General features: G+C 46.0%; 29 protein-coding genes. 15 read left to right on the plus strand and 14 right to left on the minus strand.

Features of this window, described 5'->3' with window-relative positions; genetic code table 11:
• Positions 1–11: 11 nt before the first annotated feature.
• Positions 12–308 (minus strand): hypothetical protein, encoded by a 297-nt coding sequence (locus BBEV_RS15875; RefSeq protein WP_069366354.1) that lies wholly within the window; start codon positions 306–308, stop codon positions 12–14.
• 414 nt (positions 309–722) lie between these two features.
• Here BBEV_RS15875 and BBEV_RS15880 point away from each other — a divergent pair, with 414 nt between their 5' ends.
• On the plus strand, positions 723–1,076 hold the full coding sequence (locus tag BBEV_RS15880; RefSeq protein WP_069366355.1) for a SpoIIAA family protein: 354 nt from the start codon (positions 723–725) through the stop codon (positions 1,074–1,076).
• A gap of 67 nt (positions 1,077–1,143) precedes the next feature.
• On the opposite strand, the gene BBEV_RS15885 is transcribed toward BBEV_RS15880, so the two are convergent.
• Positions 1,144–2,184: a zinc-binding dehydrogenase gene (locus BBEV_RS15885; protein ID WP_069366356.1), complete on the minus strand. Its 1,041-nt coding sequence runs from the start codon at positions 2,182–2,184 to the stop codon at positions 1,144–1,146.
• A gap of 309 nt (positions 2,185–2,493) precedes the next feature.
• On the opposite strand from BBEV_RS15885, the gene BBEV_RS15890 reads away from it, so the two are divergent.
• The 8 genes from BBEV_RS15890 (at position 2,494) to BBEV_RS15915 (ending at position 5,792) form a co-directional block, all read left to right on the plus strand.
• Positions 2,494–2,904 carry a GNAT family N-acetyltransferase gene (locus BBEV_RS15890; protein ID WP_069366357.1) on the plus strand — a complete coding sequence of 137 codons (411 nt, stop codon included), beginning with the start codon at positions 2,494–2,496 and terminating at the stop codon, positions 2,902–2,904.
• A gap of 50 nt (positions 2,905–2,954) precedes the next feature.
• Positions 2,955–3,128: a hypothetical protein gene (locus BBEV_RS17485; RefSeq protein ID WP_157101018.1), complete on the plus strand. Its 174-nt coding sequence runs from the start codon at positions 2,955–2,957 to the stop codon at positions 3,126–3,128.
• A 28-nt stretch (positions 3,129–3,156) separates the two neighbouring features.
• A complete protein-coding gene (locus BBEV_RS15895) occupies positions 3,157–3,381 on the plus strand; it encodes a hypothetical protein (RefSeq protein ID WP_069366358.1) in 225 nt (74 codons plus the stop codon).
• 60 nt (positions 3,382–3,441) lie between these two features.
• On the plus strand, positions 3,442–3,711 hold the full coding sequence (locus BBEV_RS15900; protein ID WP_069366359.1) for a hypothetical protein: 270 nt from the start codon (positions 3,442–3,444) through the stop codon (positions 3,709–3,711).
• Between the two features lie 54 nt (positions 3,712–3,765).
• On the plus strand, positions 3,766–3,942 hold the full coding sequence (locus BBEV_RS17490; protein ID WP_198155028.1) for a hypothetical protein: 177 nt from the start codon (positions 3,766–3,768) through the stop codon (positions 3,940–3,942).
• 99 nt (positions 3,943–4,041) lie between these two features.
• Complete coding sequence (locus BBEV_RS15905; RefSeq protein ID WP_069366360.1) at positions 4,042–4,563, plus strand: GNAT family N-acetyltransferase; 522 nt, start codon at positions 4,042–4,044, stop codon at positions 4,561–4,563.
• A gap of 31 nt (positions 4,564–4,594) precedes the next feature.
• Positions 4,595–5,152 carry a DEAD/DEAH box helicase family protein gene (locus BBEV_RS15910; protein WP_069366361.1) on the plus strand — a complete coding sequence of 186 codons (558 nt, stop codon included), beginning with the start codon at positions 4,595–4,597 and terminating at the stop codon, positions 5,150–5,152.
• 97 nt (positions 5,153–5,249) lie between these two features.
• Complete coding sequence (locus tag BBEV_RS15915) at positions 5,250–5,792, plus strand: hypothetical protein (RefSeq protein WP_069366362.1); 543 nt, start codon at positions 5,250–5,252, stop codon at positions 5,790–5,792.
• A gap of 744 nt (positions 5,793–6,536) precedes the next feature.
• On the opposite strand, the gene BBEV_RS17680 is transcribed toward BBEV_RS15915, so the two are convergent.
• The gene (locus tag BBEV_RS17680) at positions 6,537–6,878 is read right to left on the minus strand and encodes a hypothetical protein (RefSeq protein ID WP_198155029.1); all 342 of its coding nucleotides are present in this window, start codon (positions 6,876–6,878) and stop codon (positions 6,537–6,539) included.
• 59 nt (positions 6,879–6,937) lie between these two features.
• On the opposite strand from BBEV_RS17680, the gene BBEV_RS15925 reads away from it, so the two are divergent.
• Genes BBEV_RS15925 through trpA form a run of 5 tightly spaced genes read left to right on the plus strand, consistent with a single transcriptional unit; the run spans position 6,938 to position 11,842 of the window.
• On the plus strand, positions 6,938–9,109 hold the full coding sequence (locus BBEV_RS15925; protein WP_084007440.1) for a BglG family transcription antiterminator: 2,172 nt from the start codon (positions 6,938–6,940) through the stop codon (positions 9,107–9,109).
• Positions 9,106–9,561, plus strand: coding sequence for a PTS sugar transporter subunit IIA (locus BBEV_RS15930; RefSeq protein WP_157101020.1), 456 nt, complete (start codon positions 9,106–9,108; stop codon positions 9,559–9,561). The genes BBEV_RS15925 and BBEV_RS15930 overlap by 4 nt, the downstream gene beginning before the upstream one ends.
• On the plus strand, positions 9,561–9,827 hold the full coding sequence (locus BBEV_RS15935; protein ID WP_069366365.1) for a PTS sugar transporter subunit IIB: 267 nt from the start codon (positions 9,561–9,563) through the stop codon (positions 9,825–9,827). Before BBEV_RS15930 ends, BBEV_RS15935 begins: the two co-directional genes overlap by 1 nt.
• Positions 9,828–9,842: 15 nt before the next feature.
• Positions 9,843–11,120, plus strand: a complete 1,278-nt coding sequence (locus BBEV_RS15940) for a PTS ascorbate transporter subunit IIC (protein ID WP_069366366.1) — start codon at positions 9,843–9,845, stop codon at positions 11,118–11,120.
• A gap of 5 nt (positions 11,121–11,125) precedes the next feature.
• Positions 11,126–11,842, plus strand: coding sequence for a tryptophan synthase subunit alpha (trpA, locus tag BBEV_RS15945; protein ID WP_069366367.1), 717 nt, complete (start codon positions 11,126–11,128; stop codon positions 11,840–11,842).
• A 94-nt stretch (positions 11,843–11,936) separates the two neighbouring features.
• On the opposite strand, the gene BBEV_RS15950 is transcribed toward trpA, so the two are convergent.
• The 11 genes from BBEV_RS15950 to BBEV_RS16000 all read right to left on the minus strand — a co-directional run bounded on the left by BBEV_RS15950 (position 11,937) and on the right by BBEV_RS16000 (position 23,739).
• The gene (locus BBEV_RS15950) at positions 11,937–12,536 is read right to left on the minus strand and encodes an N-acetylglucosamine kinase (protein WP_084007441.1); all 600 of its coding nucleotides are present in this window, start codon (positions 12,534–12,536) and stop codon (positions 11,937–11,939) included.
• Positions 12,452–12,946 carry an ROK family protein gene (locus BBEV_RS15955; protein WP_069366369.1) on the minus strand — a complete coding sequence of 165 codons (495 nt, stop codon included), beginning with the start codon at positions 12,944–12,946 and terminating at the stop codon, positions 12,452–12,454. The genes BBEV_RS15950 and BBEV_RS15955 overlap by 85 nt, the downstream gene beginning before the upstream one ends.
• A 53-nt stretch (positions 12,947–12,999) precedes the next feature.
• Positions 13,000–13,890, minus strand: a complete 891-nt coding sequence (locus tag BBEV_RS15960; protein ID WP_069366370.1) for a MurR/RpiR family transcriptional regulator — start codon at positions 13,888–13,890, stop codon at positions 13,000–13,002.
• A gap of 102 nt (positions 13,891–13,992) precedes the next feature.
• Positions 13,993–14,898, minus strand: coding sequence for an N-acetylmuramic acid 6-phosphate etherase (gene murQ, locus BBEV_RS15965; RefSeq protein ID WP_069366371.1), 906 nt, complete (start codon positions 14,896–14,898; stop codon positions 13,993–13,995).
• 11 nt (positions 14,899–14,909) lie between these two features.
• On the minus strand, positions 14,910–16,058 hold the full coding sequence (locus tag BBEV_RS15970; protein WP_069366372.1) for an exo-beta-N-acetylmuramidase NamZ family protein: 1,149 nt from the start codon (positions 16,056–16,058) through the stop codon (positions 14,910–14,912).
• Positions 16,059–16,093: 35 nt separating this feature from the next.
• Positions 16,094–17,410 carry a 6-phospho-beta-glucosidase gene (locus tag BBEV_RS15975; RefSeq protein ID WP_069366373.1) on the minus strand — a complete coding sequence of 439 codons (1,317 nt, stop codon included), beginning with the start codon at positions 17,408–17,410 and terminating at the stop codon, positions 16,094–16,096.
• Positions 17,407–18,399 carry an N-acetylglucosamine kinase gene (locus BBEV_RS15980; protein ID WP_069366374.1) on the minus strand — a complete coding sequence of 331 codons (993 nt, stop codon included), beginning with the start codon at positions 18,397–18,399 and terminating at the stop codon, positions 17,407–17,409. Before BBEV_RS15980 ends, BBEV_RS15975 begins: the two co-directional genes overlap by 4 nt.
• Before the next feature lie 37 nt (positions 18,400–18,436).
• Positions 18,437–19,291 carry a carbohydrate ABC transporter permease gene (locus BBEV_RS15985; RefSeq protein ID WP_232318215.1) on the minus strand — a complete coding sequence of 285 codons (855 nt, stop codon included), beginning with the start codon at positions 19,289–19,291 and terminating at the stop codon, positions 18,437–18,439.
• 16 nt (positions 19,292–19,307) lie between these two features.
• Entirely contained in the window at positions 19,308–20,177 is an 870-nt protein-coding gene (locus BBEV_RS15990) for a carbohydrate ABC transporter permease (protein ID WP_069366375.1), read from the minus strand.
• A gap of 168 nt (positions 20,178–20,345) precedes the next feature.
• A complete protein-coding gene (locus BBEV_RS15995) occupies positions 20,346–21,689 on the minus strand; it encodes an ABC transporter substrate-binding protein (protein WP_069366376.1) in 1,344 nt (447 codons plus the stop codon).
• A 172-nt stretch (positions 21,690–21,861) separates the two neighbouring features.
• Positions 21,862–23,739: a beta-N-acetylhexosaminidase gene (locus tag BBEV_RS16000; protein ID WP_069366377.1), complete on the minus strand. Its 1,878-nt coding sequence runs from the start codon at positions 23,737–23,739 to the stop codon at positions 21,862–21,864.
• Positions 23,740–23,940: 201 nt separating this feature from the next.
• Between BBEV_RS16000 and BBEV_RS16005 the strand changes: the two genes are divergently transcribed.
• Positions 23,941–24,996: a serine hydrolase domain-containing protein gene (locus BBEV_RS16005; RefSeq protein ID WP_232318217.1), complete on the plus strand. Its 1,056-nt coding sequence runs from the start codon at positions 23,941–23,943 to the stop codon at positions 24,994–24,996.
• Positions 24,997–25,006 lie beyond the last annotated feature (10 nt).

Raw genomic sequence — 25,006 nt, forward strand, 5'->3', positions numbered from 1 at the left:
CCTCTCTGCAATTATGCAATGATTCTTTCTTTATCCGGATTTGGATAAAATGACATCAATTTTTGCAAATATAAATTTTCTCTTTCTTCTTCTTTTCCTAACAGATACTCATCATACGATATCTGTTCAAGTTTTCGAACTGCACTGATACCACCTCGACTCTTCTTAACACCTGGCATCGATGAAACAAGATCGTACACATCTATAGACCTGAGTTTCTTCGACGTCACCAGATAACGCGATACACTAATTTCATTACTGCGCCCAACATGTCCATAGGAACAAACAACTTTCCAATACTCATCCACAGATACGAACTCCTTTTTTTTCCTTGATTTAAAATACCATTGGTGCGTTCTTATTACATGTTAATCGATGTCGCTTTAGAAGTCAACGAAATACGCACCATTTGATTTATTTATTTTGTTTGATGATATTATTGGAGAATTTACTGAAGTAAGGAAACTTAATTATTTAGTTAAAGTAGCATCCTTTTTTTAGAAAATATAAAGCTACTAATACAAATTAGACTAATTCAAGTTCGCTTGTTGTTAATTTAAAAGGATATAGACGCTACCTATAATTGAAATAATCAAATCGATGAAACTATTGCTTTTTTTAATCTGTATGTAGCTCCTCAGACTTAATTGTCCTAGTTTGACCCCTCCACCTCAGGGGAAAAGAACTGCAAAGGGTTTTTTATAAGGGGGGGTTCGGTATCAATGATGAACTTTGTGACGCATCATGAGGAAGCGATTCTGGAGGCGAACATTGACGGGGATGTGACGATCGAAGACATCAAAGAAATGGAGAGGCTATTTTATGAGCTGAAAGCCGCTCATAAGAAGGTGAAGATGCTGTTTGTGATCAAGAACGCAAGCATCAAAGGGAATGCCTTGATCGCGGACGTGCACTTCGATCTGAAGAACTGGCGTCACTTTGACAAAGTCGCCGTCGTCAGTGACAAACGATCCGTCGCCGTTGTGACCCGCCTGATGAGTAAACTGCCGAAGACGGATATGAAGCATTACTCCCTGTCGGATATCACCGAAGCCACCACCTGGGTACAAACGTGAATGTGAAAAGCGCCTGACCCGATGCAGTGTTGGTTGACTGCACAGGTCCAGGCGCTTTTTGATTTGCTCAGGCTTCAGGAAGAAGGACAACCTTGCCCAGTTTTCCGGCTTTCTTAAAATACGTCTGCGCTTCCCTTGCCTGCGTCAACGGAAAGGTGCGGTCAATTACCGGTTGGATCGTCCCTGCCGCAATCGCGTGCAGCATCCGTCTGAATTCTTCCCTTGTTCCGAGAACCGAGCCAAAGAGCGTAATGTGTTTTAAATAGAGCGTGCGAAAATCCAGTTCCGTCTTCTGACCGCCAGCGGAGCCTGACGTGCAGAACTTCCCGCCCTTCTTCAGTACCTTAAGCGACGTCGCAAAGAGCGCATCGCCGACCACATCGAGGACGGCGTCAACAGGACCGCCCGTGACGCTCAGGATCTCATCTGCCAGATGCTCTGAACGGTACGAACAGACATGGGTTGCCCCGAGTGCTTTCAAGCTGTCCGCCATCGTCAGATCACCGACAATCGCAATCACCTTCGCACCAAATACGCGCGCCGCTATCTGGACATTGAGTGAACCCACGCCGCCATTTGCCCCAGTGACCACGACCGTCTCCCCGGGCTGGATCTGAAGTTGTTCTGCCATATGCCAGGCCGTCAACCCACTGACGGAAAACACCGCACTCTCCGTGAAGTCCGGCAGGGGCATGTCAAAACAGAGCGCCGCCGGCCAGACGACGTAGTCCGCATAGCCGCCGTCATATTCGGAGCCGATAAAGGCCATGTCGTCCGCATACTGTTCCTCTCCGTCAGCACCGCTTGATGTAAACGGAAACAGGACCACCGATTTACCGATCATGCCGTCATCAACCGCTTCCCCCGTCTTCACAACGATGCCCGTAATGTCCGAGCCCGGCGTCCGCGGAAACTGCACCCCCTCCGGTCGCCAGCCGGACTTGGCCCCTGTGCCATAAGCCCCTTCCCGCATCCAGATCTCCGTATTGTTAATGGCACAGGCCTTCACTTGAATGAGCACTTCATCCTTTTTTGGTTCCGGCACCGGTTGTGTGACCGTCTGCAGCTGATCCACGTCCCCGTACCCCATCACTTGTACTGCTCTCATCTGATTCCCGCCTCTCGTTGTGTCCACGCCTGGTGTCTGAAAGCTCAGAGCGTCAGGCGTCCTCGTACTGCTGTTGTCTATCTTACCAGCCGGTGGCCGTTCGTGCCTCCTTTCAGACTCTGGTTCGGACGATTTTGTTGAATTTCTCAAGTTAAATCCCAACTTTTTTACAACCGTTCCCCTACAGCCCTGCATTTCCTGTATAATATACCCAAAGAGACTAAAAGAATCTCATGTTCGGCGATTGACTGTTTTCGTCACCTGACAGAAAAGCGGCTCGTTCATCATCATGTATGAGGAGGGGTACCCATGCCAATCACGATCAAACGCGATAAAACCATTCCAGCAGCACAAGTCGAAGCCCTTTACCTGGATGCAGGCTGGCACGCCTATACGAACGACATGTCGGTGCTGATGCAGGCGATCGAGAATTCCCTGGACGTGGTAGCAGCCTGGGACGGAGATGAACTGGTCGGGCTCATCCGCACGGTGGGTGACGACTTCACGGTCCTGTATATTCAGGACATCCTCGTTCTCAAGGCCTACCGGAACCAGGGCATTGCTTCACGGCTCCTGCAGCAGATCCTGCACGATTATCCCGACGTGCGACAAAAGGTGCTGTTGACGGAAGATGACCCTGGCGTGCGACACTTTTATGAAAAGAATGGCTTCCAGTCCTGCGACAAGGGGAACCTCGTCGCCTTTGCGACATTCGATTAACGCCTGAAGCGAAGCGACACCGTGAATTGTACCGAGAATGGAGGGGTCCTGTGATATCTGTATTGAAACTCATCGTATCAAGCCTTGCTGTCCTGTTTGCGGGGATCATCATCTACATCGTCATCCGGGATGGCCAGTTCGATTGGGACACCACCGGCTCACTGATCACAACCTTGTTCTTTTTGATTTTTTTCCGGCTCGGTTTAAACATCTATCCGCGGTAGATGAATTCATTTTTAAGGAGAGATCGCTATGGATGTCTATCTTCTGATTCCCTTTGGCTTTATCCTCGCAGGGTTGATTGTGCTCCTCGTTCAGAAAAAAAGCATGGAACAGGACCTCGCTTTTGTGAAGGCCCATCCTGACAGCGATGAGGCGGCCATCAAACAAAAGGCCATCATCCGCTGGATCTGGAGCGTCGTCATCTGGGGTGTCGTGAGCATGATCCTGGTTGTCTGGTTTTTTATGTACGTTTAATGTTCAGGGCAAGGAGCGAATTGCAGCGATTGGAAATGGCTGTTTGGGAGGTGTGTCAGAATGGACTTTGTCCTTTATCTCGGCGCCATCGGTGCGTGGGGATTCATCCGTTACGAGCAGAATCAATTCAAGCTCCTCTCGTTTCTACTGGAGTGCTTATTGATTGGGATTGCCCTGTTCATTTTACAATGGGCGGTTGGAGCAACGTTGTCATTTGTGACGATGCCCATACCGGAAAACGTGACGTTTTGGATTGCTGGCCTGATCTTTTTTATCGGTGTTTGCTATGTGTCATTGAAATCCTGGCGGATAACACAGCAAAGTGACTAACCATCGACCTGAGCGGATGATGATCTTTAATCATGAATTGATATCAGGAAGGAAGTGCTTCATGTGTACATCACTCTGTTTTTGACCGTTACCGGACTCATTGTCGGGTTTTTGTTCACGCTGTTTGATTACCGGATGGCCCTGACCGTATTCACAGGCGGCATTTTATTTCTCTTAATCGGGATCTCTATCCAACTGCAAACGCTGATCAATCAAAATAAACAATCATAGCCTTCATGCGAATTTCGGATGGATGTTAAAGATGTTTCTCAAAAAGTTTTCCACTTTAATTAATCGTTAATTAGATCACCGAAGAAAAAGGGTGTTTTTATGATCGTCCGAAAAGCACGGATTTCTGATGCACGGGGGATTGCCAAGGTGCACGTTGACAGCTGGCTATCTACATATCGAGGAATTATTCCAGATCAGTATTTAGATCAACTGACCTATGAAAACAGAGAACGGCTTTGGGAAAGAAACATTCCTGAGGGGATCGTTTTTGTTGCGGAAGTTGAAGGCGAAATCGTGGGGTTCTCGTCCGGGAGCGAAGAACGAAGCGGTAACTACGAAGGGTTCAACGGTGAACTGAGTGCGGTGTATCTTCTGGAAGCGCATCAGGGCAAGGGGATCGGGTCATTACTGGTGGAAGCGATTGTGAACGAGCTCCTTGCAATGAACATTCGCTCCATGGTCGTTCTCGTCCTGAAAGACAACCCGTCCCGGTTCTTCTATGAAGCACTCGGCGGGACCATCATCGATACCCTTGAAATCGAGATCGCAGGTAAAAACCTCAGTGAACTGGTGTATGGCTGGGAAGATATCAGGGAGATTCTAAAGAAAAAGCATTCATGAATGAACAGACACGATTTTCGGAGGAATGACGATGAAATTTGTACTTCTTTTTGGCCCTCAGGCAGTTGGGAAGATGACTGTCGGGCAGGAATTAGAAAAGAGAACGGCATTGAAATTGTTTCACAACCATATGACCATTGAATTACTTGAACCTTATTTCAGTTTCAGCCCTGACATGTGGCGATTATCCACCCTGTTCAGAACGGAAATCTTTAAGGCAGTCGCCGACAGTGATCAGGAAGGTTTGATCTTTACCTATGTATGGGCATTTGACCAGCAGGAGGATTGGGACTTTGTGGACCAGATCTGTGAGATTTTCGAATCCAAAGGGGCAACGGTTTATTTTGTTGAATTGGAGGCTGATATCGGCGAAAGACTCTCCCGAAATAAGAGCCCGCACCGGTTGGCACACAAGCCTACGAAAAGAAATGTTGAATGGACAGAACGTGAACTGACGGAGACATATGAGAATCACCGGTTAAACTCCAATGAGGGTGAAATTCAAAGGGATCATTACATAAGAATCAATAATACGCATTTGACTGCTGGGGAAGTTGCGAAGATCATTACAGAGCGTTTTCATTTGTAACACTTGATGAGGTCACAGGGATTCAAACTATCAACTAATAAAAATCATTGATAAAACCGTTCTCAAATGATGTTATGAATCGATTCGGAGGGAAAACATGAAATCACTAATTATTATGATGGCCGGGATGATACTGTTCACGGCCTGTCAATCACCAAACTATGACAAAGATGAAGTAATAGCTGAGCTCAATGGCGAAGAGATCAAGGTCGAAGAGGTTCTCTGGCAGTTTTCACTCGAGGAGGATCCGGAAGACATGATGACTCATTTCTTGAAACAGGAAATCATGCTGCTGGAGGCAAAAGATATGGGGATCGTGGTTTCTGAAGAAGAGATTGAAGAGAGTAAACAAGCGATCTTTCCGGATACAGAAGCTGCTGAACGATATGAGCTGACAGATGACAAAGATTTTCATGAAAAACAAGCATCGAAACTGGATATATCACCCGAAGAATATTTTGAAGCCAGAGAGGAAAGAATGTACAAGGTGCAGGCCTATACAGAAAAATATATCGAAGCAGAATTTGGCTATCCCTCGGATTCGGATGAAATAGATGAATGGGGCGAAAAGATTGATAGTCATTTTGAAAGTCTCTTCGATCGTTATAAAGAAGACGGCAAATTGATCATTAAGTTCTGACCTCATGACAAGTTGATCATTTCGCAGGTTGCAACAATCGACTTACGCTTTAGATAGGGAGTTGATCGTTTGAAAATTTTTCTGTTTATTGCTACTGCAATCTTAATCTCCTTCACAATCCATTTCATACAGGAGCTGAATATTTCGCGGTTCTGGTCGGGGATGATGACTGGCGTCATTGCAGGACTCATCATATATGTTTATCGTACATTGACCGATCGTTCGAAGAGGAACCAAAATGATTCATGATCTCTGCTTTTTGATGATGCCTCACCTGTCTTCACCCATTTCATATCGATTTTTGAAAGAAGGAGAATGATCCTATGAGAAAAAAGAAGATCGAAAACAACCATTCTCTTCATGCGATTCTCGGATGGATGTTTGAGGTGCTTCTCTACTTCCCGCGTTTAATAGCAGCTGCAATTAAAGCAATTTTTTAGTGTCTGCGAACCTTTCCCTGCCACGGTTGCCAGGAGGTTGATCGGCAAATGCTTTTCGACTCAACAAGGAACTAGATTAGCAATCACTTGTTGACGGATCCTGTTGACATACATAGCGCATTCGCTTGAGAATCCAGAAGTGGTGTAGACGGCGGACGTCTGCACCACTTTTTATTTACAGACAACAGATCATTTGATTAAAACAGATCCAAAACTGCGTTTGATTTGCGTTTTTCTTCTCCTTTTCAACAGATTTTGATCGGTTTTCGTCCAATGGGCTTGGACAAGCTGAGGGTTAAAGGGTTTAGGGTTGTTTTTTTGCGTCAGAAGACGGGCTTGTCGGTTTCTGTTCATCAAAAGTCAGGCTTTGCTCGTCAGAAGTTCCGGTCTGTTCATCAAAAGATGGCCGCTGCTCATCAAAACCCGGCCCTTGCTCATCACGCCAGGATATATGCTCATCAATCACCTTGAGCCGGTCGGAAATTAAGTGACAATCGATGCAGTTCATTTCAAAACCACCCCTGACAGGCAGCTCTTCTCTGCCTGTCAGGGGTGGTTCGTTGGTTTCGACGCGTCTTTTCCGTCTCCTTTGGTACAGTGGCCAGAGAATACCAGAGCACGCAATCCGTGTTAGTCTTTTTTCCACATTGATGTGGCAAACAATAGTGACTTTCTTTAAAGAAAGGGCTTTCATTTCTATGTAAAATGAAGATAGATCAAATGAACGAGACGGAGGTGAATGACATGCGACTGAAGGAACGGCCTTTAATGATTTTGAAAATGTTACTCAAACAAGATGGTGCTCCGCTGAAAATCAGCGACATTTCGTCTGCGCTGAATGTCTCAGACAGAACGGTTCGTAATGATCTCGATGACATTCGTGAAGAGCTTCACCAGAATAGCCGCATTGAATTACTTCGTAAGCCGGGAACCGGTGTATGGATCAAAGGCGATCCCGCTGACATACAGAAGTGTTTCAAGCTCGTTGAGGAAAAAACCGTCGTCCCCTTCTTCACACAGGAAAAACGCGTGACGTGGATTGTGTTCAGATTGCTGTCGAGTGATCGTCCTATGCTGTTAAAAGAGATCGAGGCCACACTCAAAATCAGTCTTTCCTCTGTGCAACGGGATTTTGAACAAGTGGAAAACCTCATGAACGAACATCAATTCACTATCCACCGAAAGAGTGCTCATGGCTATTGGGTAACCGGTGATGAATGGGTCCGCCGGCAATGGCTGTTTACGATACTGGATTCGGAAATCGATACGGATCAGGATATTACCCGCTTCCGCCTGAATCAGGCATTCACTTCCTGCATAAGTAACGTGACCCATTTTCAGCAAAGAATCCCTGCGATCCTGGCGCTCATCGATAAAAGCCCATTTAACTTCACATTGCAGTCGAAAACTAACATCGTGCTTCACCTCTTCATCATCTGGATGCGCTCTTCGGATGCGGATTCTTTAAACTTCGATGCAGCATGCTACGGGGGTGCGCAGGAAGCGTTACACTCCCTGAGTGAAAAACTGATCCGGACGATATTGGGGACGGATGCCAAGATCAATGAACATGACGTTCACTATTTAACGATTCATCTCGTCTCTTCAAGGTATTCCACCACGCTCGCACCGGATCAGTTCAGCTTAAAAGATGATGAGGTCGTCTCACGGATGATCACCATCGCCGGCAGCTTCCTGGGACTTGACCTGCACGATGATCATTTGCTGCGCACCGGACTATTCAATCATCTGGATCCGATGATCAATCGCATAACGCATAACATTCCCGTGGAATCATCTGATGCCATCAGCATCGAAGAGCTGTATCCGGGGATTTCAGCCGCCGCTCTGGCTGCGTCTCAAGTGGTTGAGGCGGTGTATAACGTCAAGGTCCCGAAACGTGAGATGGATTATATCGCTCTTTATTTCGGAGCAGCCATTGAACGGCAGTCTCCCAAGCTGCCATTAGAAAAACTGCATGCTGTTATCATTTGCGAAACCGGCCTTGGGACTTCGCAGTTTGTCAAAGAACGACTCACACGTTTTTTGCCGAACATTCATATCGAGGACGTCGTCAGTCGCTACGAAGCCTATCGCTACCAAGACGATGCCATCGATTTATACATGACGACCGTCCCGTTAAATCCGGACTGGACCAAGAAACCGGTCATCAACGTAAAGCCGATCCCTGACTATACGGATCTACTGACGATTCAGTCATTGATCACCGATATCCAGTCCGATCAGCCACACCTTTATTCCAATTATTCGAACGATATTATCGCCATTGCCAAAAAATACGGTTTGAATGACGAAAATTTTAATGATGAATTGATCCAATACCTTCAAAAAACAGGAATCGAGGCTGCGAATACGCCAGAACCTCAACTTGAAACGAAAAAGGGGCTACTGACGTTACTGCCGGAAAACAGGATCACCATTACCGATGAAGAGCTGAACTGTGAAGAATCCGTGTTCCAATCTGTAGAGCTCCTGGAACATAAACTGTGTGTGCTGCCTGACTATAAACATGCCGTCATCAATCGACTGAAATCGAACGGCCCTTATATGTTAGTCACCCACCACGTTGCATTGCTGCACGCGAAACCTGAGGAAGGAGCGCTGGAGCCTTCCATGTCCCTTTTGTTATGTAAAAAAGGCGTCAATTTTAACAAACCAGGATTCGACCCAGTCTATTTGATTTTTTCTTTTGCAGCAACGGATGATTATTCACACCTGCAGGCATTATCTGAACTTCTGCTCGTTGTTGGTGAACAACGACATGTCAATGCGCTACGGGAGATGCAAGATACGCGGGAAATCCGCCCTTATTTACAGGCTTCACTACTCGATGGAAAAGGAGATGACGAAGTGTGAGTACGATATTGCAGCATGTAAACGAAGATCTGATGATGGTTCATGCGAAAGCATCCAACCGGAATCAGGCGATTGAATTTGCAGGTGACCTGCTGGTGAAAAATCACCTGGCTACAGAGGCGTATATTTCAGCAATGATTCAAAATGTGGAAGAGAACGGCACTTACATCGTCATTGCGCCAGGGATTGCCTTGCCTCATGCCCGTCCTGAAGCGGGTGTGCTTGATATGGGCATCAGTATTGTCACACTCGAAGAGCCGATCCCCTTCGGCCATGAAAAGAACGACCCGGTGGATATCGTGATCGGACTGTGTGCAGTTGACCACGATAAGCATCTGCATTTACTATCGAGCATCATCAGTTTTCTGAGTGATGACATCATCAAACAGGAACTCTCTGAGGCAACTTCAAAGCAAGAAGTCATTCAATTAATCAAAAGGAGTGGGATGTAATGTACAAAATTGTAGCGGTTTGCGGAGCAGGTGTAGGCAGCAGTATGATGCTGAGGGTATTTACGGAACAGGTGATTCAAAAGCACGGGATCGAGGCCACGGTCGATGCTTCTGATATCGGCAGCATCAATCCAGATGAATATGACATTGTCGTCACGACGTCTGATTTTGCCGATCGATTATCAACGGGCGCAGCTATTATTCGTATGGACAACATGACGGACAAAGTGTTTCTGGAAGAGGAATTACTGAAAATCATTAAGTAATGGGGGAGATCGTAAATGGATTTCATTATGTATTTTATTAATAACATTCTAAGTGAAGCGGTATTTCTCGTCGGACTTGTTGTTCTTATTGGCATGCTTTTGCAGAAGAAATCGGTTGATAAAATCGTCTCCGGAACCATTAAAACCATGGTCGGTTTCCTGTTAATCACCACAGGGGCACAAAGCCTGGGTGTTTCCTTGCTGCCCTTGCAGCCCCTCTTGAGTGAGGTCTTTAATTTAAATGTCGATGTGCCTCCTCTCGAAGAAGCGCAGGCTCAGAGTTTTGCGGATATCGGCACCGAAATGGCCCTGATCTTCGCCATCGGCTTTTTAATCCACATTCTTTTTGCAAGAATCACGCCATTTAAGTATGTTCACTTATCAGCCCATGTCTCGTTTTTTTACTCCGGCTTAATTGCAGCGCTCCTCATCTTCAACACAAACCTTTCGTTGGTATCTGTGGTTGCAATCGGTTCGATCATGTTGGCGCTGTATTTGACCATCACGTGTGCTTATATTAACCCGTTGATGAAAAACATCAAGGGCGGAGAAGGATTCACCCTCGGTCACTCCAGTTCAAGTGGTCTCTGGATCGCAGCTCAACTGGGTAAACTGGTTGGGGATAAAGAGAATGACCTGGAAAAAATCAAAATCCCGTCAAGTTTAAGTTTTCTAAAAGAGATGACGGTTGCATTAACCGTCGTCATGACACTGATGTTTCTGATTGTTTCGCTGTTATCCGGTCCGGCAATGGTCAGAGAACAGATCAGTGACGGCCAGGATATCGTCAGCTTTTCCATCATCAACGGGCTGACTTTCGGGCTGTGGATCACCGTCATCATTACCGGTGTCCGGATGCTCCTGTCGGAAATCATCCCTGCCTTCCACGGCATTGCCGACAAATTGATTCCCAATGCAAAACCGGGTCTTGATGTTCCGCTCTTATTTCCAAACCATCCGACATCCGTCATCGTCGGGTTCCTGACCAGTCTGACCGCAGGCTTCATCGGCATGGCCTTCCTCGGGTTCATCAACTATCCGGTGGCTGTATTCCCGGCTCTGATTCCAACGTTCTTTACCGGGGCTGCGACTGCCATCTTCGGAAATTCCACCGGAGGGGTCAAAGGGGCACTGCTCGGTTCCTTTATTAACGGCTTAATCCTGATCTTCGGACAAGCCTTCCTGCTCCCGCAAGTCGGCACGTATGAACCGGTCATGCGTATATTGAGTGAGACGGACTATGCGCTGTATGGACCACTGCTCGGTTACTTGATTCAGTTTATAGCAGGGTGAATGCCATGAAAAATATCATCATTTATTTGACGCTGGCATTCCCGAATGAAGAGAAGTTTTTCAAAATACTTGATATGCTTGACCGCCTGGGCGTGTATGCCGTCGAAATCGGTATACCGGACGACAATCCGTTTATGGACGGAAAGACGATTCAAGCTTCGCATCATGACGTATTGAAACGGAAGTATTCACCCGAAACCATCGTCTCGATGATTCAAACGATCATGAGTGACTATCGGTTCGAAACCGTCCTGATGGGTTATCAGGACAGCTTTGAGTCAAACCGGATCATCGGACATGATGCTTTGACGGATGCTCATTTACTCTGTGTGAACAAAGCACTGACATTTGCAGATCATCCGAAAGTCATTCAGCTGTATGACCCGGACATGGATGAGTCAGCGATTCAGGCGACAGTAAAGCACAACACCCTGTTCGCTTATTGCATGTCACACAAATCTAAAACCGGTGTGCAGCTGGAAACCAGTACAGACACGGCGGAGACGATTGAGACCGTAAAAAAACATGCGGCGATCCCTGCTTTCCTCGGGTTTGGCATTAAAGATGACAACCATGCCGAGAAAGCAGCTTCCATGGGCGCAGACGGGATCATCATCGGTTCTGCATTCGTATCCAAAAGCATCCACGGATCCATCGCTGATTTGGAACAGTACGTCAAAGACATGAACCAGGCCTTCAACAACCGGCTTGAAGTGTATTAATGGCAAATCAAGAGCCTGAAGTTTCCTGTCGTCACCTGGTTGATTGATCTAAAAAACTCCTGTGATCGGTCTCACAGGAGTTTTTCTGATTGCTTTATAATTCTTCAGCTTCCAACATCGCAGCGATCAGTGCACCTTCTGCAGGTTCGATCTCAGGAATGTTCATCTTCACCAGATGATTGTGACTGGTAATTTCTGCTTCAATCGTTTCACGGAACAGATCCAGCCGGTTAAACACCCCGCCTGTCAGCACAACGGGAATGATCTGATCTTGTGCTGAATCCTGGAAGAGTTTATTGATTAAGCAGGATATGGACTTGCCGATATGTGCGGCATTTGTATGTATGATTGTTTTCGCTGCAGGATCGTGTTGATCAGCCGCCTCCATGACTAATTTTCCGAGACCTGCAATGATCTCTTTCGAATTTTCGGCATGGTAAACCGGGTGTATAATGTCCGGCAATCGTTCAACTTGAAAATGCTGCTGTATTAAATTCGTCAGTTCAGTTGCCTGACCTAATGCGTCATATGCTGAAAAAGCAGCTTCCAAAGCGTCGCGTCCCAATGCGTAGCCACTGCCCCGCTCGCCGGCGAAATGTCCCCAGCCGCCTACACGGTCCATCTCTTTGTTGTGATTAATGCCATACGTGATTGAACCTGTGCCGGCGATCTGCACGATGCCCGGTTTGCCCATTGTACCTGAATAGAGCGCCGTGATTGCATCATTCGTCCTGTGCCGGCGATCTGCACGATGCCCGGTTTGCCCATTGTACCTGAATAGAGCGCCGTGATTGCATCATTCGTGATGACGACCTTCACATTTTCACTAAATAATGAACCAAGGGCCAATTGCAACGCCCCTTTTGCGGCAGGGTGTTCAGCACCAGAAATGCCTGCAAAGACGATTGCCACTTCCGAAAGATGGATCCCGCTTGTCGATTTAAGTGTTTGTAAAAGCGTACCGAACTCTTCTTTGATCCGTTCCATCTTTGCACTGTTGGGGTTAGTCGGGCCGACTGTTGCCTCTGAGAGGATGTTGCCCCTTCTGTCGGCAAGTATGCCTTTTGTCTTTGTACCGCCGCCATCAATGCCAATGAAATACATGGTGTACACCTCTTTGTGTTGTTGAAAATCGTTTTTGAAAACAGCGCTTTGGTTTAATCATCCGCACCATTTCTTTTTTCAGGCTTTTTGTTCGAGCTGGTTAAGAATTCTACTGCTTTTCTCGTTTCGTCTAAATGCTTCACGGTTTCATCGTACAAATTAGAGGCCACACACATAAATAAGATATCAACGACTTGTAATTGGGCGATTCGTGATGAGGTTGCACCGCTTCTGAAGGTCGGTTCTTTTGTCGTGGAGGTATATAAATGAACGTCTGCATGATCGGACACAATGTTATTCCCGTATTTGGTTATACTGATGGTTTTAATATTTCTTTGCCTTGCCAATTGCAAAACCTTTGCAACTTCTGCCGTGCCGCCTGAATAGGATATACCGACCACAACGTCATTTTCATCGGCGTTGGCCACTTGTGTGGCGACCATATGAATGTCTGTAAATGCATAGGCATTCTTGTTGATCCGGAGAAATTTTTGTTGCGCATCTTGAGCGATAATCCCTGAGGCCCCGAGTCCCACGAAATGGACCCTTGACGTTTTCCTGATCATCTCTATCGCTTTTTCCAATTCCTCGATATTCAACAATTCTGCTGTTTCCTTAATTGTTTGAATGCTATTATTTGTCATCTTTTCGATGATGGACACCGGAGATTCATTAGGCTCAATGTCGCGAATTGTACCACTGTCCGTCCTTTGCAGATCACCGGCAATTCTGATTTTCAAATCCTGGAACCCTTTTAAATTCAATGATTTGCAAAGCCTGATCACGGCCGCGCCACTCGTCAAGCTCCGTTTCCCCAACTCTTTCGCCGTAAGGGATACGGTCTCCTGAGGATTTGAAATGATATACATGGCTATCTTCTTCTCTGAAGGGGGCAGCGTGGGAAGCATTTCAGAAAGCATTAATATTCCGCCGTTTACAGACATACCGACACTCCTCGTCTCTTATTGTGAGCTTCATTAATGAGGAAACAATCCCCGATACCTATAGATTAACAGAATCCATTTCGAATCACACGCTTCATTCTGTTACTTATGGGCTAATTGGATGGCCTCACGAATAAATCCATCTGTTTGTTTAATGTACTCCTGTGCAGAGGCAAAGCCGATATCGGCTTTAATCATGACGATGGCTGGTTTCACTTCATAATCTGTTTTTCGCAACACGTCCTCCGCGTCTGCGTAAGAAACTTTCGTGATAGTAGAAACAATGTTAATCGCCCGTTCCTTTAATTTATTGTTGCTGACTTTCACGTCGACCATCAGGTTCTCGTAGACTTTACCAATTTTAATCATCGTTGTGGTCGTAATCATGTTTAATATCATTTTGTGCGCTGATGCCGCTTTCATTCTTGTTGAACCGGTCAAGACTTCCGGGCCGGTAACAACTTCAATATTGATGCTGGCATACTGACTGATCAGTGAGTCCTTGTTGCTGGATAAACTGACCGTTTTTGCGCCAACTTCTTCTGCGTATTGTAACGCACCAGCCACGTAAGGTGTGCTGCCGCTTGCAGCGATGCCGATGACAACGTCCAGCTCCGTGACACCCCGACTCGCGAGCTCCTTTGCCGCCAGTTGTTCATCGTCCTCAGCGCCCTCTACCGCTGTCGCAATCGCCGAGTCACCACCGGCAACGACAGCTTGCACTAAATCCGAAGGTACGCTGAATGTAGGGGGACATTCCACCGCATCCAGTATACCGATTCTGCCACTGGTTCCAGCACCAACATAGAACAGTTTTCCACCATTTTTCAACGCCTGAACCACTTCATCCACGGCTTTTTCGACGGCAGGGAGTGTTTTTTTTACGCTGTCTGCCACCGTCCGGTCTTCCTCATTGATGATGGTCAATATATTTGACGTTGACTCCTGGTCAATGTTCATTGAAGATTCATTGCGTAACTCAGTTAATAATTTATCTAACTTTTCCATCGCATCTCATCCTATCTGTATAGAAGATAAGGTTTTCTTCGTTGTTTGAACGATTCCACCTGATCTTCACAAGATCGTATAAATTCTTGCGCGTTCTGATTCAGTATAAGATTCCTTAGTGTTGTTGTTCCTGCTAATAGATCAAAAAAAAATTTGTTCTCCTCGTTTACAATAAACTCAAATTCTTCTTGATAGAGTTCTGCAATCGTCTCAAGCAGGTAAATACCAGTTGCTAAGGAATGTAATTCCTGCCGGTTGACGAGATGCAGCTGCACGCCTCCGCAAATCTCGCCCTCATGTTTTTGATAACTAGGAATGAATGACGTTGGACGGGCCAGTACACCTGGCACGCTTCTTCGATTAAATGCTTTCGCCAGCTGATGGCCGTCAATAAAAGGGGCTCCGACCACTTCAAACGGTCTGGTTGTTCCCCTGCCTTCTGACAGGTTGGTGCCTTCGATGAGACAGGTTCCTGTGTAGAGCGTGTTCATATCGCTATTCGTTACATTGGGGGACGGTGACACCCAAAATAACCCCGTATCGTCGTAGTACATTTCGCGGCGCCACCCCTCCATTGGCACAACGGTCAGGGCACAATCATATCCAAATTCATGTTTATACAACTGAGCAAGTTCTCCCACCGTCATTCCGTGCCGGTTGGGAATCGGCAGTAATCCCACAAACGACCGGACTTGATCTTCCACCAGATTCCCTTCCATATTCAGCCCTGAAACCGGATTGGGCCGGTCGAGCACAACCACCTGTTTCCCGTACTGTTCACTCGCTTCCATTACATAGGCAAGCGTATAGATAAACGTATAATACCTTGAACCGATGTCCTGAAGATCAAAGACGAGCACATCAACCCGATCAAGCATCTCTTCGGTCGGTTTTCTATTGTTCCCATAGAGACTGTATACAGGGAGATGTGTGAAGGGATCTGTGTAGGAATCCACGTTCTCTCCCTCTTTCATATCTCCTCGAAGTCCGTGTTCCGGGCAATACAGTGATGTCAGCTGGATATCAGGGTGATTGTGGAATAAGTCAATGGCTGGCACCAGACCCTGATTCACACCCGTCATATTTGTAACCAGTCCAATTCGCTGATCTTTGAATTGTAAATAGTCCTTTTCCAAAAATAGATCTAAACCGATCTTCATAGAAATCACCTGTCTCCCGAATGCTGTTCATCCGTTCATTTGTTGAATTGCGGTAAAAAGCGTTCATGTTCTTTCAAAAAGTCATTCAGCATCGCTTTTGCCACGGTGACCGAAGTCACCAGCGGATGAAGGTTCAATGCCTGTAACGCGGTTTGATAATCTCCTTTTACGGCCGCTTCCACGGTCAGTGATTCGAACGCTTTGACGATTTGCAAAAGCCCGATCATGTGGGGTTTCACGTCCGACTGAATCTGTATGGGATGAGCGCCTTGCGAATCAATCACACAATTGATTTCGATCGACGCATCGTCACTCAGAAATTTGAGCATCCCGTTGTTTTGCGTATTCACGGTCTGAATATCTTTTTTGTCGTTATAAATGGACGAAATCAGGTTAACAGCTGCGAGAGAATAATAAGCTCCGCCTCTGTTTTCAAGCAATGCAGGCTTTTCATTGAGCTCTGTATTCTCATAGACAGCAAATAATTCATCTTCGATTTTTTTGACCACTTCTGCCCTCGTTCCATCCTCACGCTCTGCTTCGAGTTCATCCGCCAGCATCTTGTCTGCCATGTAATAGTAGCGAAGATAGCCGCATGGCAGGCCTCCTAATGAACTCAGGAAATCTTCATCCCATTTGAAATCCGGAATGTTTTTAACAGAAAAACTGTCTTCCCCGGCGGGATTATTCAAGAATTGGTCGAGCACATCCTTACCGTGCAGTTTAATTTGGGTAGTCCAGTTTAAGTGATTGATCCCAACCCATTCAACAGCGAGGTTGTCGATGTCCGTTTTCGCGTAGTTGGCAATTTTCTTTTTGATGCCAATTGGCAGGTTGCATAACCCGATACTTTTGATACGCGAATGTTTGGCCACGGCCTCCGTGATGATTCCGGCAGGGTTGGTAAAATTAATCAGAAAAGCGTCCGGAGCCAATTCCTCCATCTCTTTACAAATATCGAGAATGACCGGAATCGTGCGCAACGCTTTTGAAAAGCCGCCAGCACCGGTTGTCTCCTGACCGATACACTGGTATTGAAGCGGGATTCGTTCATCAGCCGCCCTGGCTTCAAGAAGACCCACCCTGATTTGAGTCAGGACAAAATCGGCATTTTCAATGGCCTCTCTTCGATTAAGCGTCACATGAACGCTTATGGGAATCTCCTTTTTCTTCAGCATGCGCCGCACAAGGTTTTCGATAATCTCCAACTTCTTCTGTCCTTCCGGAATATCCACCAAATACAGCTCAGTGATGGGCAGTTCGCTGTAGTTTTGGATAAAACCTTCGATCAGCTCAGGCGTGTACGATGACCCTCCGCCAATCACTGCGATTTTTAACGCCTGTTCACTCATGATTCATCCTCCTTGCCAATCTGAAACGATTCATGCGCATGGATTTTTTCATAGGGAATAGCGATCCCTAATGCATCAAATGCCAGAAATACTGAACCATGTACCGGCAATATCGTCGAATTGATCAACTCATAATCGTGAATGCCATTGTTCTCAAGCGTTTCTTTCAAACGATTGATCAAGTCAGGGCTTTTCCCTTTTTGCAAAACCGAGCCATTTAACACAATGGGAATCATCACTTCATGCAATGCAGGGAGCTGATTGATGACGGCCTTACCTGCCTTACCCAACTCTTCACCAACGTTTCTTAACAAGCTGATCGCCGTCTGATCGTTTTTTTCCGCAGCTTCATGGAGCACGTGTGTAAGTGCTGAAGGCACCGAGAAATCCTGATTGTCTAAAGCGAATCGATACAGTTCTCCCATTGTGGAGAAGCCAAGTTCTTTTGGAACCATCTCTTCGAGCATGGTTTTGTCATCTCTCGTTTCCCAAGACCGGATGGCAGCGCGGAAAGTTTCCTGAGCCATAAAGGCCCCTCCTGCGGCATCGCCAAACCGGTAACCAAAACCACCTATTTGCACTGTTTTTCCATATTTATCTCTTCCAGCTGCGTTAGTCCCTGAGCCGCAAATGATAACAACCCCAAGATATTCAGGGCTTCCGGATCTCAACCCTTGGAGTGTATCGCACTCAAGTCCCCAGTGTTGAAACGGCATTGAGCTTACCAGCTGATTCAAGATGACCCTGTCCTCAGGACGATCCGCTCCGGCTAGACCATACTGCACATAATCGATCTCTCCTGGCTGAAGATCAGCTTTGTTCATCGCCTGATCCACTGCGGACTGCAAACGGCTGAGGAATAATGCCGGTCCTGTCCCTGTATAATTTGTCCCTGGCGAGAATCCCTGACCAAGAAGATCCCCCGATTCGTTGACTATCACTGCATGTGTTTTACTGTTGCCGCCATCGACTGCAAGTATATGTTTCAAGAGTTTCTCTCCTCCATCCTGTTTTTACGCCATCTGTTTATCCTTTGACTGCGCCTTTCATGATGCCTCCGATGAAGTATTTCTGTACGAACATAAAGAGAATCACGACCGGGGCCATGGATATCACTGCACCTGCCGAAATCAATCGCCAATTCGATGTGAACGTTCCGGAAAGCATATTCAAGCCAAGAGGCAAAGTAAACATGTCCTGATCACTGATGATGATCAAAGGCCAGAGGAAGTCTCCCCACGCTGTAATGAACGTGAAAATCGCAAGCGTGGCCATGGACGGTTTCACGAGGGGAACCAGAATCCGAAATAAAATCTGAAAGGTGTTGGCCCCGTCCATCCTTGCCGACTCATCCATTTCATAAGGGACAACGGTGAATGCCTGCCTCATCAAAAAGACTCCGAAAGCCGTTGTGATATTGGGCAAAATCATCCCGGCATAGGTGTTTTGCAGCCCCAGATTCATCGAGATGATATAAACCGGGATCATTAACAGCTGGAACGGGATCATCATGGTACTGATGATCAAAAAGAAGATGGTTTTCTTGAATCTGAAATTCATTCTGGCCAGCGGATAAGCTGCCAATGTGCAAAACAGAACCGTCAGAAATACAGTAAAGATCGTCACGACAACACTGTTAAATAAATACCTGGCAAATGGGAAGGTATTCATCACTTCAATGTAATTGCCGAAGGTGGCCTGTTCGGGAATCAGCTTCGGGGGATAGGTAAATACATTTTCCCCTCCTGATTTAAGTGAAGTGGAGATAAGCCAGATAAAAGGCCCGACCATGATAACGGCTACGAATAACAGAAGAGCATACACCAGTAGTTTTTTGGAAATGTCCTTCAGGTCAATCTTCTTGTTCATAATTGTGATCATCCTGCTTCACCTCCGATCATGTGATATTTCCTCTTTTACCGGTGAATTTTAAATTAATTAATGTGAGGATTAAGGTGATGATAAATAAGATGACGCCCGCCGCACTGGCATAACCCATATTCAAATTACTAAAGGCTTCCGTATAAATAAAGAATACGAGTGTCTCTGAGCTGTGAAGCGGCCCACCGCCGGTCATAATATAAATCTCCTCAAATACTTTCATGGCGGCGATGATCGACATCATTGAGACCACGGCGATAAACGGCATCAGCATAGGAATCGTGATTTTGGTTACTTGCTGCCACCAGTTTGCCCCATCGATCTTGGCCGCTTCATATAAATCATCCGGTATGGATTGCAGACCGGCCAGGTAGATCACCATGTAGTACCCGATCCCTTTCCAGATCGTCACGACCATGACCGCAAATAAAGCGGTCGTTGTTGAGGTAAGCCAGTGAACAGGTTCTTCGATTACGCCAATAAATTGCAATATGTAATTGAGCACGCCATATTCCCGGTATAATAAATCCCAGGCTAAACCTGCCACGACCATCGATGTCACAACCGGTAAAAAGAACGCAGACCGGAAAAAGACGGCCCCTTTAATTTCCTGATTGACTAAGACAGCGACAAATATAGGTAATATCACTAACAGAGGTACCACACCAACGACATAAATGATGGTGTTACTCAGGACTTGCCAGAACAAACCATCCTGAAAGAGCTCCGTATAATTTTCAGTTCCTACGAATTCAGCGTCTTGAATAATGTTGTACTCTGTAAAACTGAGCCAGATTGCTTGTATCATCGGAAAGAAAACAAATGTCCCTAAAATAATGCAACCTGGTAATAAAAACAGATACGGTGTAAATTTAGAATATCGCACATTTTCCCTCCTAAACCATTCGACGAAGCGTAATCAGCCGTGCCCAAGAAACACCCAAGAGTCAAGCAACGAAGCGGCTTGACTCTTGAAGGGAGTCTTGATGTCGTCAACATTTATCGTCCGAAACTGCAAAACATCTATGCATTTCTACACACCTGTCTTTTCGGTTCAGTCTTCGACTAATAATTCATTCCATTCTTCTTCCGCTTCTGCTAATGCCTCTTCAGGGGTGGCTTCTTCAAGCAACGCCTTTGCAAATGCATCATGAATTGCCGATTGCAATTCGCTGAAGTTATTCATCGGAGGTACCAAAAGTTCAGCATCCGGGAGTTGCTGCGCTGAAATAATTCGTTCATAATCTGCCGCTTCTGCATCATCTGGCAGATCAGTAAAATACGGATCTTCCAATGTCTCTTCCGTTGAAGGAAGAATTGCCGTGAGCTTCGTGAACTCCAGCTGGTTTTCAGGATTTGTCACGAACTGAGCGAATTGAATTGACTCTTCTTTGTTCTCAGACCCTTCCGGAATAACCAGATTCTGAACATTCATGTTCTTCTTTCCTGATTCACCTGTGAGTGCTTCTGACGGCTCTGAAACCTCATACACTTCAGGCGCGTTTTCCGAAACTTCTGTCATGAATATGTTCTCACCAAAGGCCAGCTGCCCTGATGTGTACATATTGGTGATTTCCCGTTGCTCACCCAGCGACTCCGGTGGAATCAGGCCTTCTTGATATAACTCCGCAAAATATTCGACGGCTGCGATTCCCTCCGGCGAGTTGAATGCTGCTTCGGTACGCTCTTCATTGGTTAAATCGGCACCCATTTTCACTAAGTATTGCATCGGAAGCGTTCCTTCAAACGATGGAAAGAAGCCGTATTTCCCCGTTTCATCCATCACGATCTCCGCCTGTTCTGCCGCTTCTTCAAAGTTGGCTGGCGGGTTCTCAGGATCCAGACCTGCTTCTTCATAGACTTCGGTATTCGAGTAAGCTATTTCTGTCCCGAGATACCAAGGAAAAGCAAACGTGTCTCCGTCGAGCTGATTGGCTTCCCAAGCGCCTTCAAGATAGACGTCTTGCTCTTCCTGGGAAATTTCGTCGTCCAGAATGGTTAAAGCATCAAGCTCAGCAAGGTTCGCCCCGAATGATGGATTTAAATTGACGACATCCGGTTCATTACCGGCACTGATATCGGATAGTATTTTTTGCTCTAAATCAGAGGCCGGAACATCCACCCAGTTAATCGTGACATGAGAATGCTCTTCTTCGTAAGCATCGATTAACCCCTCGATGTATTCTGTGAATGTTGGCTGCAGTTGCATCGTCCAGAATTCGATGGTCACATCCTCTTGAGCTGCTTCTTCATTGTTGTTCCCGTTATTGTGATCATTGCCTGTGTTGTTCCCACCTGCATTGTTGTTTCCATTTCCTTCATTATCAGTATTGCCACAAGCGGATAAAGCAACAAGTGAACTCAAAAGCACACCAGTGACCATGGTTTGTTTTCTCATCAATCATTTCCCCTTTAATCATTATATTTGTCTTGAAAATTGCCTCGGATACTCCTTTTCCAAGCTGTCCCTTCACCCCCTTTATCGTAATCAAGTTGATGCCATGGATGATCCGTCCGACACGGTCGAACTGTGATTTTTGTAGTTGTCACATCAGGGAGCCGTCAGAAAGCTACGAAAGGTTGCCTGCTGTGACAATCCTTCGATAAATATTGCGACCGAGAGAGCCCTCCGGCATTTCATACGGCCCTGCAAATTCCAAACGCTCTGCTTCCAATTCTTCAATGGCCGTGATCTCGCCCTGTAGCCATTGTTCAAGGCGGTACTGTGCGGTTTCCAATCGGGCATGTAGCCCTCCGTACCGGATCTCCAACACTTCCCAACCAAAAGGTTTGTTGATCGAGAACCACAGATCCCGGTGCGACTCTCGAAGCGTATTCAACCGTTGCTTCAATTCTTCTACTTCACTGATCAACAACCTGACCGCATCTGTATCATCTGCATCGTACGCTTGCTTCAATTGGATTCCGATTTCAGCCTTAATGTTTAACACGCGGGCCAGGTTATGATAAAAGCAAAACAGCAACTGCCATTGAGGGTTTCGCACAATTGCCTTTTCCAATGCCGTGCTCAGTTTCTTATAGTGTTCATTAAGTGGGAGTCCATGAACATTCTTGTCGTACAATCCAATTAATACGTCTTGCCAAAGTAAAAACTTTGAAGGATTGGACTCATGTAAATTACTGGTGGATACACCTGGCGTTTCATCCAGTTGGTTCAGAATCATGAAATCTTCCCAGTAACCACCGGCACATGTGCCAAACCGGTATTGCAAATGCTCTTCACTGACGAATTCCTGATAGGCATGCTCTGCAAATAGCTGCAGCATCGGTAATCCTGCAGAAAGTGGTGTCTCGGCACCATTGTCTCCCCACATCGTCAGGAAAACTTCCTGTACACCCTCTTCTTTACAAGCAAGCAAGGCTGGTTCAGTCGTGGCTCTCGCTTTGCCGTAGTTGGGCGAAATGCCGTTCCATGTCCAGGAACCGCCTGCAAAAACCGGTGTGGACCCTAACGACTGATGTTTTTGTATGAACGCTTGATAAAATGACTGATCCGTGTGGTAATAATCCCAGTACACAAGTTGTGTATCTGGTATGGAAGAAACGACCTCGTCAGGGATCGATGCCTCCAGATCGTAGTAGGCCCCGTCCTTTGAACCTAACCTGAAATACATGTCGCTCCAGATCATGGTCTTCAGGTCATATTTTTCAGCAATCGAGACAACATCCTGTAAATGCTCACTCATAATACCGAAACGCTCCCGGTATCCGTTTTTATCTAAGTACTTCCCCAAGCCCAATTGATGAGCTTCGTCCATCCCGATATGCATCCGCTTCGATCGAAATGGTTTTGACGCTGCCGTAATGATGTGTTCTAAAAATTGACGCGTCTGCGGTTCTCCTGCCAATAAGATATCTTCGGTATCTCTCAGATTTATCGCATAGTTCCATTTAAGTGCTTCCGTCAGATGGGCTAATGTCTGAATGCACGGAATCATCTCAATCCCTAAATCATCCGCATAGGCATCGCACATGGCCAATTCTTCCTGGTTATAGCGGCCTCGCATATAGCCGAAATACGGATACTCCGGCACCTCATACGTATCTTCTGTATAAATCATCATGACATTTAAACCCATCAAGGCCATTTTACGAAGCAGGCTCTGGACTTCCCCGGTCCGCAATACACCATTCCTGGAGCAATCCACCATCACCCCACTGGTCTGAAAGCACGCTTGTTCTGTTCGTTCGAAGCTCTGTTTTTGTTCATGATTTTCAAGCCAAAGCCCCATGCCACGAAAAAAATGGACTTTCTTTTCAAAAAACAGTTCACCATACCCGTTCTCTTTTTTGATCACCAGAGGACCTTTTCTCTGCTTAATGTAAAGGGGATATCCGTCGTCACTTATCTGAATGTTCATGTCCTGTAAAAGTTGCGAGAGCCCCCGTTCTAGTAGCGAAGTGTCTCCAATCAGTCGGATTTTCATTTTTCCTCCTTTAGCTTTTGGCATTTAAAAGGAAACTTTCAACAGGTAAAACATAACATACCGGCTCTATTTTTGAAATAAAAAATTAAAATTAATTTATATTTTATGATTTTTAATTTCAATATGCCTACATTTATGGTCGGATTACTGATAGACTGATTACATAGCCTTGCATGTATTTTTCTAAAAGGAGTGTCCGAAATGATGGTTGAATCCGTTCAAGCATTTCTGCGTAAAGAAATGTCAGTTAAGCATGCGCCCGGAGCCTGTCTGCAGGTCTCCTGTAACGGAGAAATCGTATTAAGCGAAGTCTTCGGCAATAAAACGGTGTTTCCAAGGACGTCACCGATGAAAAAAAACACCGTCTTTGACCTGGCTTCACTAACAAAAGTTGTTGCGACAATGCCTGCGCTAATGAGACTGCTCGATGCTGGTGAACTGACACTCGACGATCCCGTGTCTCATTTCTTACCTGCATTCGCCCAACAGAACAAGGCATCCGTTACGGTAAAACATTTATTGACTCATACTTCCGGATTGCCGGCACACCGGCCATATCATACATATGACGACCTTTTATCAACAGAGATGATCATTGCTGAAATCTGCGCTGAACCACTCCAATGCCAACCAGGAAGCAGAGTCATCTACAGTGATTTAGGGTTCATGCTCTTATACAAAATCGTTGAATTGATTACAGAAGAACCATTTGAGCATTTCGTGAAACGGGAAATCTTTGAGCGGCTGAACATGAGGGAGACGGCATTCAATCCTTCATTCGCTATCGATCGCTATGCTTCCACAGCCTATTGCGAAAAATTGAACGATTATAAACGGGGCGTTGTTCATGATGAGAATGCAGAATTAATGCTTGGTATCAGTGGCCATGCCGGCTTATTTTCCACGCTGCATGATGTGCAGAATTACACATCGATGATTGAAAATCATGGTGTTTTCAACGGTGAACGCATCCTCTCCAAAGCGGCAGTAGATCTTTCAAAATTAAATTTCACTCCTTTCGATTCGCAACATCGAGGCTTGGGCTGGATGTTAAAATCTCAATCCTCCGCCTCATGTGGTGATCTATTTTCTGATCAGTCCTACGGTCATACAGGTTTTACCGGAACGAGCATCTGGTTTGATCCAACCCTGAATGTCCATGTGATCTTCCTGACTAATCGTGTTCATACCGGGGATTCATCATCATTTTTCAGATTAAGAGCGAGGTTGCATAACTTCATTCGATCTCATTTTTGATCGACATGGC

Source organism: Salisediminibacterium beveridgei, assembly GCF_001721685.1.
In the GTDB taxonomy this organism is placed as follows: domain Bacteria; phylum Bacillota; class Bacilli; order Bacillales; family Salisediminibacteriaceae; genus Salisediminibacterium; species Salisediminibacterium beveridgei.

Bases quoted from the DNA above. Each gene is read 5' to 3' on its own strand.
- BBEV_RS15880 (WP_069366355.1), top strand. From the start codon at position 723: ATGATGAACTTTGTGACGCATCATGAGGAAGCGATTCTGGAGGCGAAC.
- BBEV_RS15885 (WP_069366356.1), bottom strand. From the start codon at position 2,184: ATGAGAGCAGTACAAGTGATGGGGTACGGGGACGTGGATCAGCTGCAG.
- BBEV_RS15890 (WP_069366357.1), top strand. From the start codon at position 2,494: ATGCCAATCACGATCAAACGCGATAAAACCATTCCAGCAGCACAAGTC.
- BBEV_RS15895 (WP_069366358.1), top strand. From the start codon at position 3,157: ATGGATGTCTATCTTCTGATTCCCTTTGGCTTTATCCTCGCAGGGTTG.
- BBEV_RS15900 (WP_069366359.1), top strand. From the start codon at position 3,442: ATGGACTTTGTCCTTTATCTCGGCGCCATCGGTGCGTGGGGATTCATC.
- BBEV_RS15905 (WP_069366360.1), top strand. From the start codon at position 4,042: ATGATCGTCCGAAAAGCACGGATTTCTGATGCACGGGGGATTGCCAAG.
- BBEV_RS15910 (WP_069366361.1), top strand. From the start codon at position 4,595: ATGAAATTTGTACTTCTTTTTGGCCCTCAGGCAGTTGGGAAGATGACT.
- BBEV_RS15915 (WP_069366362.1), top strand. From the start codon at position 5,250: ATGAAATCACTAATTATTATGATGGCCGGGATGATACTGTTCACGGCC.
- BBEV_RS15925 (WP_084007440.1), top strand. From the start codon at position 6,938: ATGAAGATAGATCAAATGAACGAGACGGAGGTGAATGACATGCGACTG.
- BBEV_RS15935 (WP_069366365.1), top strand. From the start codon at position 9,561: ATGTACAAAATTGTAGCGGTTTGCGGAGCAGGTGTAGGCAGCAGTATG.
- BBEV_RS15940 (WP_069366366.1), top strand. From the start codon at position 9,843: ATGGATTTCATTATGTATTTTATTAATAACATTCTAAGTGAAGCGGTA.
- trpA (WP_069366367.1), top strand. From the start codon at position 11,126: ATGAAAAATATCATCATTTATTTGACGCTGGCATTCCCGAATGAAGAG.
- BBEV_RS15950 (WP_084007441.1), bottom strand. From the start codon at position 12,536: ATGGGCAAACCGGGCATCGTGCAGATCGCCGGCACAGGTTCAATCACG.
- BBEV_RS15955 (WP_069366369.1), bottom strand. From the start codon at position 12,946: ATGTATTTCATTGGCATTGATGGCGGCGGTACAAAGACAAAAGGCATA.
- BBEV_RS15960 (WP_069366370.1), bottom strand. From the start codon at position 13,890: ATGTCTGTAAACGGCGGAATATTAATGCTTTCTGAAATGCTTCCCACG.
- murQ (WP_069366371.1), bottom strand. From the start codon at position 14,898: ATGGAAAAGTTAGATAAATTATTAACTGAGTTACGCAATGAATCTTCA.
- BBEV_RS15970 (WP_069366372.1), bottom strand. From the start codon at position 16,058: ATGAAGATCGGTTTAGATCTATTTTTGGAAAAGGACTATTTACAATTC.
- BBEV_RS15975 (WP_069366373.1), bottom strand. From the start codon at position 17,410: ATGAGTGAACAGGCGTTAAAAATCGCAGTGATTGGCGGAGGGTCATCG.
- BBEV_RS15985 (WP_232318215.1), bottom strand. From the start codon at position 19,291: ATGATCACAATTATGAACAAGAAGATTGACCTGAAGGACATTTCCAAA.
- BBEV_RS15995 (WP_069366376.1), bottom strand. From the start codon at position 21,689: ATGAGAAAACAAACCATGGTCACTGGTGTGCTTTTGAGTTCACTTGTT.
- BBEV_RS16000 (WP_069366377.1), bottom strand. From the start codon at position 23,739: ATGAAAATCCGACTGATTGGAGACACTTCGCTACTAGAACGGGGGCTC.
- BBEV_RS16005 (WP_232318217.1), top strand. From the start codon at position 23,941: ATGATGGTTGAATCCGTTCAAGCATTTCTGCGTAAAGAAATGTCAGTT.